We start from the raw sequence: 18983 nt of genomic DNA on the forward strand, positions 1-18983 counted from the left end.
GAGATGTCGAAGCTCGGCACCCTCGGCGCCCGACTCCACCACGGTGAGATCGGCTACGACTTCGTCAAGAACCGCAAGATCTGGTACGGCATCTCGATCCTCATCACCATCACGGCCATCGTCGGCCTGGCGGTGCGCGGCCTGCACATGGGCATCGAGTTCCAGGGCGGCGCGGTCTTCACCACCCCGAAGAACATGAGCGTCTCGGTGTCCACCGCCGAGGGCTACGCGGAGGACGCCTCCGGCCACGACGCCATCGTCCAGAAGCTCGGCGACGGCAGCATGCGCATCCAGGTCGCGGGCATCGACACCAAGACCTCGGACACCATCAAGGACCGGCTCGCCGAGGACCTCAAGGTCGACGCCGAGAAGATCAACGCCGAACTGGTCGGTCCCAGCTGGGGCGAGCAGATCGCCAACAAGGCCTGGCAGGGCCTGGGGATCTTCCTGATCCTGGTGGTGATCTATCTGGCCATCGCCTTCGAGTGGCGGATGGCCGTCGCCGCGTTCGTCGCGCTGATCCACGACATCACCATCACGGTCGGGATCTACGCCCTCGTCGGCTTCGAGGTCACCCCCGGCACGGTGATCGGTCTGCTCACCATCCTCGGCTACTCGCTGTACGACACGGTGGTCGTCTTCGACAGCCTCAAGGAACAGACCAGGGACATCACCAAGCAGAACCGCTGGACCTACAGCGAGATCGCCAACCGGTCGATCAACAGCACCCTGGTGCGGTCGGTCAACACCACGGTGGTCGCCCTGCTCCCGGTGGCGGGGCTGCTGTTCATCGGCGGCGGCGTCCTCGGCGCCGGCATGCTGAACGACATCTCCCTGTCGCTGTTCGTCGGTCTTGCCGCAGGCGCCTACTCCTCGATCTTCATCGCCACCCCGCTCGTCGCCGACCTCAAGGAGCGCGAGCCGGCCATGAAGAGCCTGAAGAAGCGCGTCCTGGCCAAGCGCGCCCACGGCGGCGACCCGGACGAGGGCCAGGACGCCCCGGTGACCGACGACGAGTACGACGAGCCCGGCGACGTCGCGGCGGCGGTCGTCGGGCCCCGCAACCAGCCCGCGTCCCGTGCCCGTGGCCGCGGCCGACCCTCGGGGAAGCGCCGATGACCGACCACGCCGACCTGTCCGACCTGCTGCTGAGCCGCATCCGGGACGTGGCGGACTACCCGGAGCCGGGCGTGATGTTCAAGGACATCACCCCGCTCCTGGCCGACCCCAAGGCGTTCGACGCGCTCACCGGCGCCCTCGCCGACGTCGCCACCCGGGCCGGCGCCACCAAGGTCGTCGGCCTGGAGGCCCGCGGGTTCATCCTGGGCGCCCCGGTGGCTCTCCGCGCCGGCCTGGGCTTCATCCCCGTCCGCAAGGCGGGCAAGCTCCCCGGCGCCACCCTCAGCCAGTCGTACGACCTGGAGTACGGCTCGGCCGAGATCGAGGTCCACGCGGAGGACCTCGGCGCCGAGGACCGCGTCCTGGTCGTCGACGACGTCCTGGCCACCGGCGGCACCGCCGAGGCATCCGTGCAGCTCATCCGCAGGGCGGGCGCCGAGGTGGCGGGCCTCGCCGTGCTGATGGAGCTCGGCTTCCTCGGCGGCCGGGCCCGCCTCGAGCCCGCCCTCGCGGGCGCCCCGCTGGAGGCGCTGCTCACGGTCTGAGGCCCCCGGGCGCCGGAGACGGCCCCTTGGGAACACCACGCAGGCGGACCCGGAGGAATCCGGCGTCCGCCTCGTGCGTTTCTCCTGTTGACCGTCCTCACACCGCTCCGGAGGCGATCGGCGGGCCCGGGCTCGCTACCATGGGGTCTCCGGAGCCTGACCGGGGACCCGGATCGCGCACGAGGAGCCCTCTTGCCAGACGAGGCCCAGCACCTGACCGCCGCCAAGCCCGAGCCCGCCTCGGCCCCGGCGGACAAGCCCGCGCCGGACACGCCCCAGGCGAAGAACGACACCCGCGGGCCGGTCCAGCGCGCCCAGGCGGCTCCCGTGGACAAGCCCGAGCAGCCGCGCCCCAAGCCGTCCCCTCCCGAGCGCTCCGCGTCCCTGGCCCGCCCCAACACCGGCCAGCCCCGCTCCGGCTCCTCCAACCGCGTCCGCGCCCGCCTGGCCCGGCTCGGCGTGCAGCGGGCGAACCCGTACAACCCGGTCCTTGAGCCGCTGCTGCGGATCGTGCGCGGCAACGACCCCAAGATCGAGAACGCGACGCTCCGCCAGATCGAGAAGGCGTACCAGGTCGCCGAGCGCTGGCACCGCGGCCAGAAGCGCAAGAGCGGCGACCCGTACATCACGCACCCGCTCGCGGTGACCACCATCCTCGCCGAGCTCGGCATGGACCCGGCCACGCTGATGGCCGGACTGCTGCACGACACGGTCGAGGACACCGAGTACGGCCTGGAGGACCTGCGCCGCGACTTCGGCGACGTGGTCGCGCTGCTCGTCGACGGCGTCACCAAGCTGGACAAGGTCAAGTTCGGCGAGGCCGCCCAGGCCGAGACCGTGCGCAAGATGGTCGTCGCCATGGCCAAGGACCCCCGCGTCCTGGTCATCAAGCTCGCCGACCGCCTGCACAACATGCGCACCATGCGCTACCTCAAGCGCGAGAAGCAGGAGAAGAAGGCGCGCGAGACCCTCGAGATCTACGCGCCGCTCGCCCACCGCCTGGGCATGAACACCATCAAGTGGGAACTGGAGGACCTCGCCTTCGCGATCCTCTACCCCAAGATGTACGACGAGATCGTCCGCCTGGTCGCCGAGCGCGCCCCCAAGCGCGACGAGTACCTCGCCATCGTCACCGACGAGGTGCAGCAGGACCTGCGGGCCGCCCGCATCAAGGCGACCGTCACCGGCCGCCCCAAGCACTACTACAGCGTCTACCAGAAGATGATCGTCCGCGGCCGTGACTTCGCGGAGATCTACGATCTGGTGGGCATCCGCGTCCTCGTGGACACCGTCCGCGACTGCTACGCGGCCCTCGGCACGGTGCACGCGCGATGGAACCCGGTCCCCGGCCGGTTCAAGGACTACATCGCGATGCCCAAGTTCAACATGTACCAGTCGCTGCACACGACGGTCATCGGCCCCGGCGGCAAGCCCGTCGAGCTGCAGATCCGCACGTTCGACATGCACCGCCGCGCCGAGTACGGCATCGCCGCGCACTGGAAGTACAAGCAGGAGGCCGTCGCCGGCGCCTCCAAGATCCGCACCGACGCCCCCAAGTCGTCCGGCAAGAGCAAGGACGACCACCTCAACGACATGGCGTGGCTGCGCCAGCTCCTCGACTGGCAGAAGGAGACCGAGGACCCGGGCGAGTTCCTGGAGTCGCTGCGCTTCGACCTCTCGCGCAACGAGGTCTTCGTCTTCACGCCCAAGGGCGACGTCATAGCGCTGCCCGCCGGCGCCACCCCCGTGGACTTCGCGTACGCGGTGCACACCGAGGTCGGCCACCGCACCATAGGCGCCCGGGTCAACGGACGTCTGGTGCCGCTGGAGTCGACCCTCGACAACGGCGACCTGGTGGAGGTCTTCACCTCCAAGGCGGCCGGCGCGGGCCCCTCCCGCGACTGGCTCGGCTTCGTGAAGTCGCCCCGCGCCCGCAACAAGATCCGCGCCTGGTTCTCCAAGGAGCGCCGCGACGAGGCGATCGAGCAGGGCAAGGACTCCATCGTCCGCGCCATGCGCAAGCAGAACCTGCCGATCCAGCGGATCCTCACCGGCGACTCGCTCGTCACCCTGGCGCACGAGATGCGCTACTCGGACATCTCCGCGCTGTACGCGGCGATCGGCGAGGGCCATGTCTCCGCGCAGAACATCGTGCAGAAGCTGGTGCAGGCCCTCGGCGGCGAGGAGGCGGCCACCGAGGAGATCGACGAGTCGGTCCCGCCGACCCGCAGCCGCCGCAAGCGTCGCTCCAGCGCCGACCCGGGCGTCGTCGTCAAGGGCGTCGAGGACGTGTGGGTCAAGCTGGCCCGCTGCTGCACCCCGGTGCCCGGCGACCCGATCATCGGCTTCGTCACCCGCGGCAGCGGCGTCTCGGTCCACCGCAGCGACTGCGTGAACGTCGACTCGCTGTCCCGCGAGCCGGAGCGGATCCTCGAGGTCGAGTGGGCGCCCACCCAGTCCTCGGTGTTCCTCGTCGCCATCCAGGTCGAGGCGCTGGACCGCTCCCGGCTCCTCTCGGACGTCACGCGCGTGCTGTCCGACCAGCACGTCAACATCCTGTCCGCGGCCGTCCAGACCTCCCGCGACCGGGTCGCCACCTCCCGCTTCACCTTCGAGATGGGCGACCCCAAGCACCTGGGCCACGTCCTGAAGGCCGTACGCGGCGTGGAGGGCGTCTACGACGTCTACCGCGTCACCTCGGCCCGCAACCGCGGGTAGGCGGCGCGCCGGACGCACGGAAGGGGCCGCCGTACCTCGTCGGTACGGCGGCCCCTTCGTCGTGCGTGCGGCCCGCCCTCAGCCGCCGAACTCCTGCAGACCCTTCAGGGCCTGGTCCAGCAGGGCCTGGCGGCCCTCCAGCTCGCGCTCCAGCTTCTCCGCCTTCGCGGTGTTGCCCTGCGCGCGGGCCTGCTCGATCTGGCCCTTCAGCTTGTCCACGGCGGCCTGCAGCTGACCGGTCAGACCCGCGGCCCGGGCACGGGCTTCCGGGTTGGTCCGGCGCCACTCGGCCTCCTCGGCCTCCTGGATCGCGCGCTCCACGGCGTGCATCCGGCCCTCGACCTTCGGGCGGGCGTCCCTCGGCACATGGCCGATGGCCTCCCAGCGCTCGTTGATCTGACGGAACGCGGCCCTGGCGGCCTTCAGATCCGTGACCGGCAGGAGCTTCTCCGCCTCGCCGGCCAGCTCCTCCTTGAGCTTCAGGTTCTCCGCCTGCTCCGCGTCACGCTCCGCGAACACCGAGGAACGGGCCGCGAAGAAGACGTCCTGGGCACCGCGGAAGCGGTTCCACAGCTCTTCCTCGTGCTCGCGCTGGGCCCGTCCCGCGGCCTTCCACTGCGCCATCAGGTCGCGGTACCGGGCCGCCGTCGGGCCCCAGTCCGTCGACCCCGACAGCGCCTCGGCCTCGCCGACCAGCTGCTCCTTGATCCGGCGGGCCTCCTCGCGCTGCGCGTCCAGCTGCGCGAAGTGCTGCTTGCGCCGCTTGGAGAACGCCGACCGCGCGTGCGAGAACCGGTGCCACAGCTCGTCGTCGGACTTGCGGTCCAGCCGCGGCAGACCCTTCCAGGTGTCCACCAGGGCACGCAGCCGCTCGCCGGCCGACCGCCACTGGTCGGACTGCGCCAGCTCCTCGGCCTCGACGACCAGCGCCTCCTTGGCCTGCCGAGCCTCCTCGGACTGCCGGGCCCGCTGCGCCTTGCGCTCCTCGCGGCGCTTGTCGACCAGCTCCACGAGCTTGTCCAGCCGGCCCCTGAGGGCGTCCAGGTCGCCGACCGCGTGATGGGCGTCGACCTGCTCGCGCAGGTGGCCGATCGCGGCCATGGCGTCCTTGGACGACAGGTCGGTGGTCCTCACCCGCTTCTCGAGGAGGCCGATCTCGACAACCAGGCCCTCGTACTTGCGCTCGAAGTAGGCCAGCGCCTCGTCAGGGGAGCCGGCCTGCCAGGAACCGACGACCTTCTCGCCGTCGGCCGTACGCACGTACACGGTCCCCGTCTCGTCGACGCGGCCCCACGGGTCGCTGCTCACAGCGCCTCCTCCACATGATGCCGTCGAGGGGCCTGTGGGCTCCCCCGGGCATCGTCCACAGTTTCGTCACGGCCAACATAGGCGACCGACGGGATGCCTGTCCGCATCCCGCGCGACCGAAATTACGCAGTTGGGGCTCAGGATGCGGTGACGGTCGCCTTGTCGATCACGACCGTCGCGTTGGGCGCCCCGTCACCGGCTCCGGTGCTCTCCCCGGCGTCGGCGATCTTCTTCAGGACCTTCAGGCCCGCGTCCGAGACGGTGCCGAACGGTGTGTAGTTGGGCGGAAGCTGACTGTCCTCGTAGACCAGGAAGAACTGGCTGCCGCCACTGTTCTTCTGCCCGGTGTTGGCCATCGCGACCGTGCCCGCCGGGTAGGTGTTGTTCTTCAGGCTCGCGTCCTTCAGGTTCTCGTCCGGGATCGTGTAGCCGGGACCGCCTGTGCCGGTGCCCGTCGGGTCACCGCACTGCAGGACGTAGATGCCGTTGGTGGTGAGCCGGTGGCACTTGGTGTGGTCGAAGTAGCCCTTGCCCGCCAGGAAGTTGAACGAGTTGACCGTGTGCGGGGCCGCCGACGCGTTCAGCGCCACGTCGATCGTTCCGCAGGTCGTCTCGAGCTTCATCGTGTACGTGGCCGACTTGTCGATCGACAGCGCCGGCTCCTTCTTCCACGTCTGCTTCCCGGCCTCGCCCGCGGCCGGCTTCTCGCAGGGGTCCGGGGCCTTGCTCGGCTGCTCGGCCTCCGGCGTGACCTCCGCGGCCGCGTTGGTCTTGTCGTCGTCCTGCTTGAGCACCCCCGTCGTGTACAGCGCGAGGCTGCCGATCAGGGTCACACCGAGCACCGACGCGATGACCGCGTTGCGGACCCGCGACTTGCGCCGCGCCTCGGTACGCCGCTGCTGCTGCCGCAAGAACTTCTCCCGGGCGAGCTGACGCCGCCGCTGCTCCTGGCTGACCACCGGGTTCTCTCCTCATGCGTCTCGTGTGCCGGCCGGTACGCGTGCGTGCGTGCGGTGAGCCGACCGCCTGCGTGTGCCCCGTACCGTATATGGGTTCGCTGAGGAATCGGCAGCGCCGGTAGGCTCTGACCACGGGCGCAGCCCGTCGCAAGCCTCCCGTACCGACACAAACGAAGGACGATCGTGCTCATTGCCGGGTTCCCCGCCGGAGCATGGGGGACGAACTGTTATCTCGTCGCCCCCGCCGCCGGTGAGGAGTGCGTGATCATCGACCCGGGCCACCAGGCCGCCGACGGTGTGGCGGAGGCGGTCCGCAAGCACCGGCTCAAGCCCGTCGCCGTCGTCCTCACCCACGGCCACATCGACCACGTCGCCTCGGTGGTCCCGGTCTGCGGCGCGCACGACGTGCCCGCCTGGATCCACCCCGACGACCGGTACATGATGAGCGACCCCGAGAAAGGCATAGGCCGGGCCATCGGCATGCCGCTCATGGGCGAGCTGACGGTGGGGGAGCCGGACGACGTCAAGGAACTCACCGACGGCGCCGCGCTGAAGCTGGCGGGTCTGGAGTTCTCCGTCGCGCACGCCCCGGGCCATACCAAGGGGTCGGTGACCTTCAACCTGCCCGAGTCGGCCGACATCCCGCCGGTCATGTTCTCGGGCGACCTGTTGTTCGCCGGCTCCGTCGGACGCACCGACCTGCCCGGCGGTGACATGGCCGAGATGCTCGACTCGCTGGCCCGCGTGTGCCTGCCGCTCGACGACTCGACCGTGGTGCTGTCCGGACACGGCCCCCAGACCACCATCGGCCAGGAGCGCGCCACCAACCCGTATCTGCGGCAGGTGGCCGCCGGCCCGGGAGCCCCGACCGAGGCTCCCCGACGAGGAATGTGACGAGTACTTCCGTGAGCACCTTCAAGGCCCCCAAGGGCACCTACGACCTGCTGCCGCCCGACTCCGCCACGTACCTCGCCGTGCGCGAGGCGATCGCCGCCCCGCTGCGCGGCTCCGGCTACGGCTACATCGAGACGCCCGGCTTCGAGAGCGTCGAGCTGTTCGCGCGCGGTGTCGGCGAGTCCACCGACATCGTCACCAAGGAGATGTACGCCTTCGAGACCAAGGGCGGCGACCGGCTCGCCCTGCGCCCCGAGGGCACGGCCTCCGTGCTGCGCGCCGCCCTGGAGGCCAACCTGCACAAGGCGGGCAACCTCCCGGTCAAGCTCTGGTACTCCGGCTCCTACTACCGCTACGAGCGCCCCCAGAAGGGCCGTTACCGCCACTTCTCCCAGGTCGGTGCCGAGGCGATCGGCGCGGAGGACCCGGCGCTCGACGCCGAGCTGATCATCCTGGCCGACCAGGCGTACCGCTCCCTGGGACTGCGGAACTTCCGCATCCTGCTGAACAGCCTGGGCGACAAGGAGTGCCGTCCCGTCTACCGGGAGGCCCTGCAGACCTTCCTGCGCGGCCTCGACCTGGACGAGGACACCCTGCGCCGCGCGGAGATCAACCCGCTGCGCGTCCTGGACGACAAGCGCGAGTCGGTGCAGAAGCAGCTCGGCGACGCCCCGCTGCTGCGCGACTACCTGTGCGACGCCTGCAAGGCGTACCACGAGGAGGTGCGTGAACTGGTCACGGCGGCGGGCGTGGTCTTCGAGGACGATCCCAAGCTGGTGCGCGGGCTGGACTACTACACCCGCACCACCTTCGAGTTCGTCCACGACGGCCTCGGCTCCCAGTCCGCGGTGGGCGGCGGCGGCCGCTACGACGGCCTGTCCGAGATGATCGGCGGCCCCGCGCTGCCGTCCGTCGGCTGGGCGCTCGGCGTCGACCGTACGGTGCTGGCTCTGGAGGCGGAGGGCGTCGAACTCGAACTGCCCGCCACCACCAGCGTGTTCGCCGTGCCGCTCGGCGACGAGGCCCGCCGGGTGCTGTTCGCGAAGGTCACCGAGATGCGCAAGAACGGCGTGGCGGCGGACTTCGCCTACGGCGGCAAGGGCCTCAAGGCCGCGATGAAGGCGGCCAACCGCTCGGGCGCGCGGTACGCGCTGATCCTCGGCGAGCGCGACATCGAGCAGGGCGTGGTCCAGCTCAAGGACCTGGAGTCCGGCGAGCAGACCGCGGTCGGCATGAACGAGATCGTCGCGGAGCTCGAGTCCCGCCTCGGCTGAGACGTCCCGCCCCGGACGCCGGGTCCCCTTCCCCCGGGGGCCCGGCGCCCGCGTCGTCAACGGCACGGATTCCGGTCCCACCCCGGCGGGGGACCCCGGGCCGGACGCGTGTGCGGGACCCTGCGCGGACCGGCCGAAACCGTACGCCCTTGGTCGAACGCCCGTCCGTCCTTATGCAGGACCAACGGCGCGTTCATGGGGCCGTACGGCACAATGACCCCTGCCCGAAGCAGGTCCAGACTCACCAGTGACGGAATCGGCGTATGAGCAGGACGACAGTCAGGGACGTCGACATGGAGCCAGAGCCCTCCGCCTCGCAGCAGCGAGCCGCGGCCGCACCGCGCACCGAGGGCGCGAGCCGTGCCCTCGCGCTGCTCCTGGTGATCACCGGCGCGGCCGGCGTGCTCGCCGCCTGGGTGATCACGCTCGACAAGTTCAAGCTGCTCGAGGCCAAGGTCAAGGGCGAGACGTTCGTTCCCGGCTGCAGCCTCAACCCCGTCGTCTCGTGCGGCAGCGTCATGGAGAGCGACCAGGCCTCCGTCTTCGGCTTCCCCAACCCGATGCTCGGCCTGGTGACCTACGGCATCGTGGTCTGCGTCGGCATGAGCCTGCTCGCCCAGGCCCGCTTCCCCCGCTGGTACTGGCTCACCTTCAACGCGGGCACCCTCTTCGGCGTCGGCTTCTGCGCCTGGCTGATGTTCCAGTCCCTGTACCGGATCAACGCCCTGTGCCTGTGGTGCTGCCTCGCCTGGGTCGCCACGATCGTCATGTTCTGGTACGTGACGTCCTTCAACATCCGCAAGGGCTTCCTGCCCGCGCCCTCCTGGCTCAAGAGCTTCTTCGGCGAGTTCACCTGGGTCCTGCCGGTGCTGCACATCGGGATCATCGGCATGCTGATCCTGACCCGCTGGTGGGACTTCTGGACCAGCTGACCGCCCACGCCGGGCTGTCGGCGCGGTGCTTTAGGGTTTCAGCGTGGAGCCCGACCTTTTCACCGCCGCAGCGGAAGAACGCCAGGAGAAGGACCCCGCCGGGAGCCCGCTGGCGGTCCGGATGCGCCCGCGCACCCTCGACGAGGTGGTGGGCCAGCAGCACCTGCTGAAGCCGGGCTCCCCCCTGCGCAGACTGGTCGGCGAAGGCTCCTCGGGCCCCGCGGGCCCCTCCTCGGTGATCCTCTGGGGCCCGCCCGGCACGGGCAAGACCACCCTCGCCTACGTGGTCTCCAAGGCCACCAACAAGCGCTTCGTGGAGCTGTCCGCGATCACCGCGGGCGTCAAGGAGGTCCGCGCGGTCATCGACGGCGCCCGCCGCGCCTCCGGCGGGTACGGCCAGGAGACCGTCCTCTTCCTCGACGAGATCCACCGCTTCAGCAAGGCCCAGCAGGACTCCCTGCTCCCCGCCGTGGAGAACCGCTGGGTCACGCTCATCGCCGCGACCACCGAGAACCCCTACTTCTCGGTCATCTCCCCGCTGCTGTCGCGCTCCCTGCTGCTCACTCTGGAACCGCTCACCGACGACGACGTCCGCGGCCTGCTGCGGCGCGCCCTCACCGACGAGCGGGGCCTCAAGGGCTCCGTCACCCTCCCCGACGACACCGCCGAGCACCTGCTGCGCATCGCCGGCGGCGACGCCCGGCGCGCGCTCACCGCCCTCGAGGCCGCCGCGGGCGCCGCGCTGGACAAGGGCGAGGCCGAGGTGAGCCTGGCGACCCTGGAGGAGACCGTCGACCGGGCCGCGGTGAAGTACGACCGCGACGGCGACCAGCACTACGACGTCGCCAGCGCCCTGATCAAGTCGATCCGCGGCTCCGACGTGGACGCGGCCCTGCACTACCTGGCCCGCATGATCGAGGCCGGCGAGGACCCCCGCTTCATCGCCCGCCGGCTGATGATCTCCGCCAGTGAGGACATCGGCCTCGCCGACCCGAACGCCCTGCAGATCGCGGTCGCCGCCGCCCAGGCCGTCGCCATGATCGGCTTCCCCGAGGCCGCCCTCACCCTCAGCCACGCCACCATCGCCCTGGCGCTCGCCCCCAAGTCCAACGCGGCCACCACCGCGATCGGCGCCGCCCTGGAGGACGTCCGCAAGGGACTGGCAGGACCCGTGCCCTCCCATCTGCGCGACAGCCACTACAAGGGCGCCGGCAAGCTCGGCCACGGCAAGGGCTACACCTACCCGCACGACCTTCCGGAAGGCATCGCCGAGCAGCAGTACGCCCCGGACGCCCTGAAGGACCGCGAGTACTACGAGCCCACCCGGCACGGAGCCGAGGCGCGGTACGCGGACGCGGTGGAGTGGACCAGGACGCACCTCGGTCGCAAGCGGTCCTGAGCACCCTGTAGACTCACGCGAAGTGCTGTGTCCCGTGTCCGGCTCCGGTCGGCGCCTCAGGCGGGACGATCAGCCGGATCCTTCGATCCAGGAGCGTCGCGCACCGTCGTAGGTGTCGCGGGCAGCCCACCACCACCCGTAAGTCCAGGGACCGGTCGGTGGGCCGTTCGTGTGCTGCACGTATGTGCCCAGACCAGGGGAGCGGCTGCCCGGCAGTCCCATGTGGACCTGCTGGGAATCCCCGGCTGCGGATGCGACCTCCCGTAACCCTGAGGCAGCCGAAAAGGAAAAGGAAAAGAAGTGGCGAACCAGTCCCGCCCCAAGGTCAAGAAGTCGCGTGCCCTCGGTATCGCGCTGACCCCGAAGGCCGTCAAGTACTTCGAGGCCCGCCCGTACCCCCCGGGTGAGCACGGCCGTGGCCGCAAGCAGAACTCGGACTACAAGGTCCGTCTGCTGGAGAAGCAGCGTCTGCGCGCGCAGTACGACCTCTCCGAGCGCCAGCTCGTCCGTGCCTACGAGCGCGCCTCCAAGACCTCGATGAAGACCGGCGAGGCCCTCGTCATCGAGCTCGAGCGCCGTCTCGACGCGCTGGTCCTGCGTTCGGGCATCGCCCGCACGATCTACCAGGCCCGCCAGATGGTCACCCACGGCCACATCCAGGTGAACGGCAAGAAGGTCGACAAGCCCTCCTTCCGTGTCCGCCCGGACGACGTCGTGGAGGTCCGCGAGCGCAGCAAGGAGAAGACCCTCTTCACGATCGCTCGTGAGGGTGGCTTCGCCCCCGACGGTGAGATCCCGCGCTACCTCCAGGTGAACCTCAAGGCCCTGGCGTTCCGCCTGGACCGTGAGCCGAACCGCAAGGAGATCCCGGTGATCTGCGACGAGCAGCTCGTCGTCGAGTACTACGCCCGCTGATCCCAGCAGGCACGCGGTATCCGAGCCCGTCGTCCCCCCGCCCTCCGGGGCGGGGAGGCGGCGGGCTCGTCCTCGCCCGGACCCCTTCCACCGCCTTCCGTCCGGACCGGCGCCGTGGCGGACGGTAATCCGGTACGGAGACCCGTCACCGGCGCGATAGGCTCGGTCACACGACTTTCTCGATGTTCAGGCGCGTTTCAAGGGAGCGGGTGCACACAGTGTCCGGTGGCGAGGTGGCCGGAATCCTGGTGGCCGTCTTCTGGGCGATCCTGGTCTCCTTCCTCGCCGTGGCACTGGCGAGGCTGGCCCAGACGCTCCGGGCGACCACCAAGCTGGTGGCGGACGTGACCGACCAGGCCGTCCCGCTGCTGGCGGACGCCTCCACGGCGGTCCGGTCCGCGCAGACCCAGATCGAACGGGTCGACGCGATCGCCTCCGACGTCCAGGAGGTCACCTCCAACGCCTCCGCGCTGTCCACCACCGTGGCCTCCACCTTCGGCGGCCCCCTGGTCAAGGTCGCCGCCTTCGGCTACGGCGTGCGCCGGGCCCTCGGCGGCCGCAAGGAGGACGCGCCGGAGCGGACGCGGCGCAACGTGATCGTGGGCCGCACCGTCCCGGGAGCGCGGCGCGACAAGCGGACCCGGGGAAAGAAGGACTGACCGGACGATGTTCCGCCGAACGTTCTGGTTCACCACCGGCGTCGCCGCCGGCGTGTGGGCCACCACCAAGGTCAACCGCAAGATCAAGCAGCTCACCCCCGAGCACCTCGCCGTCGCCGCGGCCAACAAGGCGATCGAGGCCGGCGGCCGGCTCAAGGACCGCGCGGTGGACTTCGCCCTCGAGGTCCGCGACAACATGGCGCAGCGCGAGGCCGAACTCGGCGACGCGCTCGGGCTCAACGCCCCCGTCGACCGCGAACTGCCCGCACCCCGCGGCTACGCCGTGATCGAGAACCGCAACAGCCCCCCGTACGTCGAGGGCCCCAAGAAGTCGACGTACCCGACGTACCCGTACAACCGGAATGAGGACCACTGATGGAGTCGGCCGAGATCCGCCGCCGCTGGCTGAGCTTCTTCGAGGAGCGCGGGCACACCGTCGTCCCGTCGGCGTCGCTCATCGCGGACGACCCGACTCTGCTCCTCGTCCCGGCCGGCATGGTGCCCTTCAAGCCCTACTTCCTCGGCGAGGTCAAGCCGCCCTTCGCCCGCGCCACCAGCGTGCAGAAATGCGTGCGCACCCCCGACATCGAAGAGGTCGGCAAGACCACCCGCCACGGCACGTTCTTCCAGATGTGCGGCAACTTCTCCTTCGGCGACTACTTCAAGGAAGGCGCCATCAAGCTCGCCTGGGAGCTGCTCACCAGCCCTCAGGACAAGGGCGGTTACGGGCTGGAGCCCGAGAAGCTCTGGATCACCGTCTACCAGGACGACGACGAGGCCGAGCAGATCTGGCACGAGGTCGTGGGCGTGCCCAAGGAGCGCATCCAGCGCCTGGGCAAGAAGGACAATTTCTGGTCCATGGGCGTCCCCGGCCCCTGCGGCCCCTGCTCCGAGATCAACTACGACCGCGGCCCCGAGTTCGGCGCCGAGGGCGGCCCCGCCGTCAACGACGAGCGGTACGTGGAGATCTGGAACCTCGTCTTCATGCAGTACGAGCGGGGCGAGGGCACCGGCAAGGACGACTTCGAGATCCTCGGCGACCTGCCCAGCAAGAACATCGACACCGGCCTCGGCCTCGAGCGGCTCGCCATGATTCTGCAGGGCGTGCAGAACATGTACGAGATCGACACCTCCATGGCCGTCATCGAGAAGGCCACCGAGCTGACCGGCGTCCGCTACGGCGACGCCCAGAGCTCCGACGTCTCCCTGCGCGTGGTCACCGACCACATGCGCACCGCCACCATGCTCATCGGTGACGGCGTCACCCCCGGCAACGAGGGCCGCGGCTACGTGCTGCGCCGCATCATGCGCCGCGCCATCCGCAACATGCGCCTCCTCGGCGCCACCGGCCCGGTCGTCAAGGACCTCATCGACGTCGTCATCGGCATGATGGGGCAGCAGTACCCGGAGCTGGTCACCGACCGCGAGCGCATCGAGAAGGTCGCCCTCGCCGAGGAGAACGCCTTCCTCAAGACGCTGAAGGCCGGCACCAACATCCTCGACACCGCCGTGTCCGAGACCAAGGCCGCCGGCTCCGACGTGCTCCCCGGCGACAAGGCCTTCCTGCTCCACGACACCTGGGGCTTCCCCATCGACCTCACCCTGGAGATGGCCGCAGAGCAGGGCCTCTCCGTGGACGAGGACGGCTTCCGCCGCCTGATGAAGGAGCAGCGGGAGCGCGCCAAGGCCGACGCCCGGTCCAAGAAGACCGGCCACGCCGACCTCGGCGCCTACCGCGAGATCGCCGACCGTGCCGGCGCCACCGACTTCATCGGCTACACGGACACCGAGGGCGAGTCCACCGTCGTCGGCATCCTCGTCGACGGCGTTCCCTCACCCGCCGCCACCGAGGGCGACGAGGTCGAGATCGTCCTGGACCGCACCCCCTTCTACGCCGAGGGCGGCGGCCAGATCGGCGACACCGGCCGGATCCGCACCGACGCCGGCGCCGTCATCGAGGTCCGCGACTGCCAGAAGCCGGTGCCCGGCGTCTACGTGCACAAGGGCGTCGTCCAGGTCGGCGAGGTCACCGTCGGCGCCCGCGCCCACGCCGCCATCGACGACCGCCGGCGCAAGGCCATCGCCCGCGCCCACTCGGCCACCCACCTCACCCACCAGGCCCTGCGCGACGCCCTCGGCCCGACGGCCGCCCAGGCCGGCTCCGAGAACCAGCCCGGCCGGTTCCGTTTCGACTTCGGCTCCCCGGCCGCCGTCCCGCAGACGGTCATGCTGGACGTCGAGCAGAAGATCAACGAGGTCCTCGCCCGCGACCTCGACGTCCGCGCCGACGTCATGGGCATCGACGAGGCCAAGAAGCAGGGCGCCATCGCCGAGTTCGGCGAGAAGTACGGCGACCGGGTCCGCGTGGTGACCATCGGAGACTTCTCCAAGGAGCTGTGCGGCGGCACCCACGTGCACAACACCGCCCAGCTGGGTCTGGTGAAGCTGCTCGGCGAGTCCTCCATCGGCTCCGGTGTGCGCCGCATCGAGGCCCTGGTCGGCGTGGACGCCTACAACTTCCTGGCCCGCGAGCACACGGTCGTCAACCAGCTCACCGAACTGCTCAAGGGCCGCTCCGAGGAGCTGCCCGAGAAGGTGTCCGCCATGCTCGGCCGGCTCAAGGACGCCGAGAAGGAGATCGAGAAGTTCCGCGCCGAGAAGGTGCTCCAGGCCGCCGCCGGCCTCGCCGAGTCCGCCAAGGACATCAAGGGCGTCGCCGTCGTCACCGGCCAGGTCCCGGACGGCACCACCGCCGACGACCTGCGCAAGCTGGTGCTCGACGTGCGCGGCCGCATCCAGGGCGGGCGGGCCGCCGTGGTGGCCCTGTTCAGCGTGGTCAACGGCAAGCCCCTCACCGTCATCGCCACCAACGAGGCCGCCCGCGAGCGCGGTCTCAAGGCCGGTGAGCTGGTGCGCACCGCCGCCAAGACCCTCGGCGGCGGCGGTGGCGGCAAGCCGGACGTGGCCCAGGGCGGCGGCCAGAACCCGGCCGCCGTCGGCGAGGCCGTCGAGGCCGTCGAGCGTCTCGTGGCGGACACCGCCAAGTGAACGACGGTCCCATGCACCAGCAGGCGGACGGCCCGGCCCTGCGCCGCGGCCGCCGCCTCGCGGTCGACGTCGGGGACGCCCGGATCGGGGTCGCCTCCTGCGACCCCGACGGGATCCTCGCCACCCCGGTCGAGACCGTCCCCGGCCGGGACGTCCCGGCCGCGCACCGCAGACTGAGGCAGCTCGTCGAGGAGTACGAGCCCATCGAGGTCGTCGTCGGTCTCCCTCGCTCCCTCAAGGGGGGCGAGGGTCCCGCCGCCGCCAAGGTCCGCGCCTTCACGCAGGAACTGGCACGTATGATCGCCCCGGTTCCGGTGCGGCTCGTGGACGAGCGGATGACCACGGTGACGGCCAGTCAGGGACTGCGCGCCTCGGGCGTGAAGTCCAAGAAGGGCCGCGCCGTCATCGACCAGGCCGCCGCTGTGATCATCCTCCAGCAGGCACTGGAATCCGAACGGGTGTCAGGCAGACCACCCGGCGAGGGCGTCGAAGTGGTCATCTGATCGCGATACGGTAACGTTCCGCGCGATGCGGGCGGTGTTCGAACAGCCCCGCACTAAGAGAGGCGGAACGGGAGCCGCGGTCTTCAGGTGGCCGGGCTGCCGCCGCCTCGCGGCTCTAGGGGATCGATGACTGAGTATGGCCGGGGCCAAGGCTCCGAACCGTGGCATCCGGACGACCCGTTGTACGGGGACGGCGGATGGGGAGGACAGCAGGCCGCCCAGCAGGCCCAGCAGTCCTACGGCGGCCAGCAGCAGCACTACCCGCAGCAGCCGCAGCAGCAGTACGGCGAGTGGGGCACGGGTGAGCAGCACGGGTACGGCGATCAGTCGTACCCGCAGTACGACCAGTACGGTCAGCCGTACGCGCCCCAGCAGCAGCCGCAGCACCAGCAGCCTCAGCACCAGCAGCCGCAGTACGACCAGAACGGCTGGCCCACCGGCTCCTACCCCCAGGACCCGTACGCCGGCGGCCCCCAGGACCCGTACGCGCAGCAGCCCGCGCCCTACGGCGGGGAGCAGTCCGACTACTACGGCACCGCCGAGGCCTACCCTCCGCCCGAGCCGCCCGGCCGTCGGCGGCCCGAGCCCGAGCGGGAGCCCGAGCCGCAGACCGACTGGGACCCCGGTCCCGACCAGGGTGAACACGCGTTCTTCGCGGGCGGCGACGACGAGGACGGCCGCGACGGCGGCGAGTCCGACGACCGGCGCGGACGCGGCGAGCGCCGGGGCGGCGGGGACCGCAGGGGCGGCGGCAAGGAGAAGAAGCGGCGCAGCGGACTGGCCTGCCTCGTGGTCGTCGCCGTCTTCGGCGGCGGACTGGCCGGGGTGAGCTACTTCGGCTACCAGTTCTACCAGGATCGTTTCGGCAGCGCCCCGGACTTCGCGGGTTCCGGCAACGGCCAGCAGGTCACCGTCACCATCCCCAAGGGTTCCGGCGGCTACGCCATCGGCCAGGTGCTCAAGAAGATGGGCGTGGTCAAGAGCGTCGACGCGTTCGTCGCGGCCCAGGCGGCCAACCCGGACGGCAAGAACATCCAGGACGGCGTCTACACGCTCCAGAAGGAGATGTCGGCCGCGAGCGCGGTCGAACTGATGCTCAGCCCGAAGAGCCGCGACAACCTGATCATCGCCGAGGGCCGGCGCAACGCCGCCGTCTACGAGCTGATCGACGCGCGGCTCGAGGTCAAGAAGGGCACCACGGCCAAGGTCGCCGAGACCAAGTGGAAGACCCTCGGACTGCCCGACTGGGCCGTGAACCACGCCGACGTGAAGGACCCGCTCGAAGGGTTCCTCTTCCCCTCCAGCTACGCCGTCGCGAAGGGGCAGACGCCGGAGGACGTGCTCAAGCAGATGGTGGCTCGTGCCACCGAGAAGTACGAGTCCCTGGACTTCGAGACCAAGGCGAAGAGCCTCGGCCTCGAGGGCCCGTGGGAACTGGTGACGGTCGCCAGCCTCGTGCAGGCGGAGGGCAAGACGCACGACGACTTCCGCAAGATGTCGGAGGTCGTCTACAACCGGCTGAAGCCGACGAACACGGAGACGAACCAGAAGCTCCAGTTCGACTCGTCCTTCAACTACCTCAAGGGTCAGAGCGAGATCGACATCTCCGAGTCGGAGATCAACAGCAACACCGACCCGTACAACACGTACACCAACAAGGGACTGCCGCCCGGTCCGATCGGCAACCCTGGTGACGACGCCATCAAGGCGGCGCTCAACCCCACCTCGGACGGCTGGATCTACTTCGTGGCCACGGACGGCATGGACAAGACCGAGTTCGCCAGGAACATCGAGGAGCACCAGAAGCTCGTCGACAAGTTCAACGCGTCGAGGAAGAACTGATGCCGGGGCCCCGCCGTGCCGCCGTGCTCGGCTCCCCGATCGCCCACTCCCTCTCGCCCGTGCTGCACCGCGCCGCCTACGCCGAACTGGGCTTGGAGGGCTGGACCTACGACCGGTTCGAGGTCGACGAGGCGGCGCTGCCCGGCTTCTTCGAGACGCTCGGCCCGGAGTGGGCGGGACTGTCGCTGACCATGCCGCTGAAGCGGGCCGTGATCCCGCTGCTCGACGGGATCAGCGAGACGGCGGCGTCCGTCGACGCGGTCAACACCGTGGTCCTCACCGAGGACGGCCGCCGCACGGGCGACAACACCGACATCCCCGGCATGGTCGCCGCCCTGCGCGAGCACGGCATCGACAAGGTCGACACCGCCGCGATCCTCGGCGCGGGCGCCACCGCCTCCTCCGCGCTCGCCGCGCTGTCCCGCGTCTGCACCGGGGAGATCGTCGTCCACGTGCGCAGCGAGGCCCGCGCCGACGAGATGCGGCAGTGGGCGGAACGTCTCGACGTCACCGTGCGGATCGTCGCCTGGGACGACGCAGAGCAGGCCCTGCACGCCCCGCTGGTCGTCAGCACCACCCCGGCCGGCGTCACCGACGCCCTCGCCCACACCGTGCCCGAGCGCCCGGCGGCCCTGTTCGACGTGTTGTACGACCCGTGGCCCACCGCCCTCGCCGCCCGCTGGTCCGCGTACGGCGGGGCTGTCGTGAGCGGCCTCGACCTGCTGGTGCACCAGGCGGTGCTCCAGGTGGAACAGATGACCGGCCGCTCCCCGGCTCCGCTGGAGGCCATGCGCCGTGCCGGCGAGGAGGCCCTCGCAGCCCGGTAATATCCCTCCTCGTTCCGCAGGGGGCGGAACCTTGGGGGAGG

Annotated in this window: 16 protein-coding genes; 14 read left to right on the forward strand and 2 right to left on the reverse strand. The window is 70.4% G+C overall.

Translation table 11 applies throughout. The annotated features are described in order from the left end of the window. Positions 1-3: 3 nt before the first annotated feature. The 3 genes from secF to relA all read left to right on the forward strand — a co-directional run bounded on the left by secF (position 4) and on the right by relA (position 4382). The gene (gene secF / locus ACQZOG_RS11225; protein ID WP_033275079.1) at positions 4-1119 is read left to right on the forward strand and encodes a protein translocase subunit SecF; all 1116 of its coding nucleotides are present in this window, start codon (positions 4-6) and stop codon (positions 1117-1119) included. Further along, positions 1116-1664 carry an adenine phosphoribosyltransferase gene (locus ACQZOG_RS11230; RefSeq protein WP_033275080.1) on the forward strand — a complete coding sequence of 183 codons (549 nt, stop codon included), beginning with the start codon at positions 1116-1118 and terminating at the stop codon, positions 1662-1664. The genes secF and ACQZOG_RS11230 overlap by 4 nt, the downstream gene beginning before the upstream one ends. A 192-nt stretch (positions 1665-1856) precedes the next feature. Further along, the gene (gene relA, locus ACQZOG_RS11235) at positions 1857-4382 is read left to right on the forward strand and encodes a GTP pyrophosphokinase (RefSeq protein WP_033275081.1); all 2526 of its coding nucleotides are present in this window, start codon (positions 1857-1859) and stop codon (positions 4380-4382) included. A gap of 78 nt (positions 4383-4460) precedes the next feature. On the opposite strand, the gene ACQZOG_RS11240 is transcribed toward relA, so the two are convergent. Next, positions 4461-5690: a DUF349 domain-containing protein gene (locus ACQZOG_RS11240; protein WP_033275082.1), complete on the reverse strand. Its 1230-nt coding sequence runs from the start codon at positions 5688-5690 to the stop codon at positions 4461-4463. A 137-nt stretch (positions 5691-5827) separates the two neighbouring features. Beyond that, a complete protein-coding gene (locus tag ACQZOG_RS11245) occupies positions 5828-6649 on the reverse strand; it encodes a peptidylprolyl isomerase (RefSeq protein WP_033275083.1) in 822 nt (273 codons plus the stop codon). A 183-nt stretch (positions 6650-6832) separates the two neighbouring features. Here ACQZOG_RS11245 and ACQZOG_RS11250 point away from each other — a divergent pair, with 183 nt between their 5' ends. The 11 genes from ACQZOG_RS11250 (at position 6833) to ACQZOG_RS11300 (ending at position 18942) form a co-directional block, all read left to right on the forward strand. Further along, positions 6833-7543 (forward strand): MBL fold metallo-hydrolase, encoded by a 711-nt coding sequence (locus ACQZOG_RS11250; protein ID WP_086698850.1) that lies wholly within the window; start codon positions 6833-6835, stop codon positions 7541-7543. 11 nt (positions 7544-7554) lie between these two features. After that, positions 7555-8817, forward strand: coding sequence for a histidine--tRNA ligase (gene hisS / locus ACQZOG_RS11255; RefSeq protein WP_037638591.1), 1263 nt, complete (start codon positions 7555-7557; stop codon positions 8815-8817). Positions 8818-9080: 263 nt separating this feature from the next. Then, positions 9081-9749, forward strand: a complete 669-nt coding sequence (locus ACQZOG_RS11260) for a vitamin K epoxide reductase family protein (RefSeq protein WP_430741479.1) — start codon at positions 9081-9083, stop codon at positions 9747-9749. Between the two features lie 43 nt (positions 9750-9792). Beyond that, positions 9793-11148, forward strand: a complete 1356-nt coding sequence (locus ACQZOG_RS11265) for a replication-associated recombination protein A (RefSeq protein ID WP_351034625.1) — start codon at positions 9793-9795, stop codon at positions 11146-11148. Between the two features lie 300 nt (positions 11149-11448). Continuing rightward, positions 11449-12063: a 30S ribosomal protein S4 gene (gene rpsD, locus ACQZOG_RS11270; RefSeq protein WP_019523761.1), complete on the forward strand. Its 615-nt coding sequence runs from the start codon at positions 11449-11451 to the stop codon at positions 12061-12063. Between the two features lie 209 nt (positions 12064-12272). Next, a complete protein-coding gene (locus ACQZOG_RS11275) occupies positions 12273-12722 on the forward strand; it encodes a DUF948 domain-containing protein (RefSeq protein ID WP_106963240.1) in 450 nt (149 codons plus the stop codon). Between the two features lie 7 nt (positions 12723-12729). After that, positions 12730-13098 (forward strand): hypothetical protein, encoded by a 369-nt coding sequence (locus ACQZOG_RS11280; RefSeq protein WP_006136175.1) that lies wholly within the window; start codon positions 12730-12732, stop codon positions 13096-13098. Further along, positions 13098-15770, forward strand: coding sequence for an alanine--tRNA ligase (alaS, locus tag ACQZOG_RS11285; protein WP_037638582.1), 2673 nt, complete (start codon positions 13098-13100; stop codon positions 15768-15770). Before ACQZOG_RS11280 ends, alaS begins: the two co-directional genes overlap by 1 nt. An 11-nt stretch (positions 15771-15781) precedes the next feature. Beyond that, positions 15782-16273 (forward strand): Holliday junction resolvase RuvX, encoded by a 492-nt coding sequence (ruvX, locus tag ACQZOG_RS11290; protein WP_351034619.1) that lies wholly within the window; start codon positions 15782-15784, stop codon positions 16271-16273. A gap of 126 nt (positions 16274-16399) precedes the next feature. Next, entirely contained in the window at positions 16400-18115 is a 1716-nt protein-coding gene (gene mltG / locus ACQZOG_RS11295) for an endolytic transglycosylase MltG (RefSeq protein ID WP_203551165.1), read from the forward strand. Further along, positions 18115-18942, forward strand: coding sequence for a shikimate dehydrogenase (locus ACQZOG_RS11300; RefSeq protein WP_430741480.1), 828 nt, complete (start codon positions 18115-18117; stop codon positions 18940-18942). The genes mltG and ACQZOG_RS11300 overlap by 1 nt, the downstream gene beginning before the upstream one ends. Positions 18943-18983: the final 41 nt, after the last annotated feature.

Origin of the sequence: Streptomyces sp. P13-3-3, assembly GCF_050571355.1 — a bacterium.
In the GTDB taxonomy this organism is placed as follows: Bacteria; Actinomycetota; Actinomycetes; order Streptomycetales; family Streptomycetaceae; genus Streptomyces; species Streptomyces althioticus.

Bases quoted from the DNA above. Each gene is read 5' to 3' on its own strand.
- secF (WP_033275079.1), top strand. From the start codon at position 4: ATGTCGAAGCTCGGCACCCTCGGCGCCCGACTCCACCACGGTGAGATC.
- ACQZOG_RS11230 (WP_033275080.1), top strand. From the start codon at position 1,116: ATGACCGACCACGCCGACCTGTCCGACCTGCTGCTGAGCCGCATCCGG.
- ACQZOG_RS11260 (WP_430741479.1), top strand. From the start codon at position 9,081: ATGAGCAGGACGACAGTCAGGGACGTCGACATGGAGCCAGAGCCCTCC.
- ACQZOG_RS11280 (WP_006136175.1), top strand. From the start codon at position 12,730: ATGTTCCGCCGAACGTTCTGGTTCACCACCGGCGTCGCCGCCGGCGTG.
- alaS (WP_037638582.1), top strand. From the start codon at position 13,098: ATGGAGTCGGCCGAGATCCGCCGCCGCTGGCTGAGCTTCTTCGAGGAG.
- ruvX (WP_351034619.1), top strand. From the start codon at position 15,782: ATGCACCAGCAGGCGGACGGCCCGGCCCTGCGCCGCGGCCGCCGCCTC.
- mltG (WP_203551165.1), top strand. From the start codon at position 16,400: ATGACTGAGTATGGCCGGGGCCAAGGCTCCGAACCGTGGCATCCGGAC.
- ACQZOG_RS11300 (WP_430741480.1), top strand. From the start codon at position 18,115: ATGCCGGGGCCCCGCCGTGCCGCCGTGCTCGGCTCCCCGATCGCCCAC.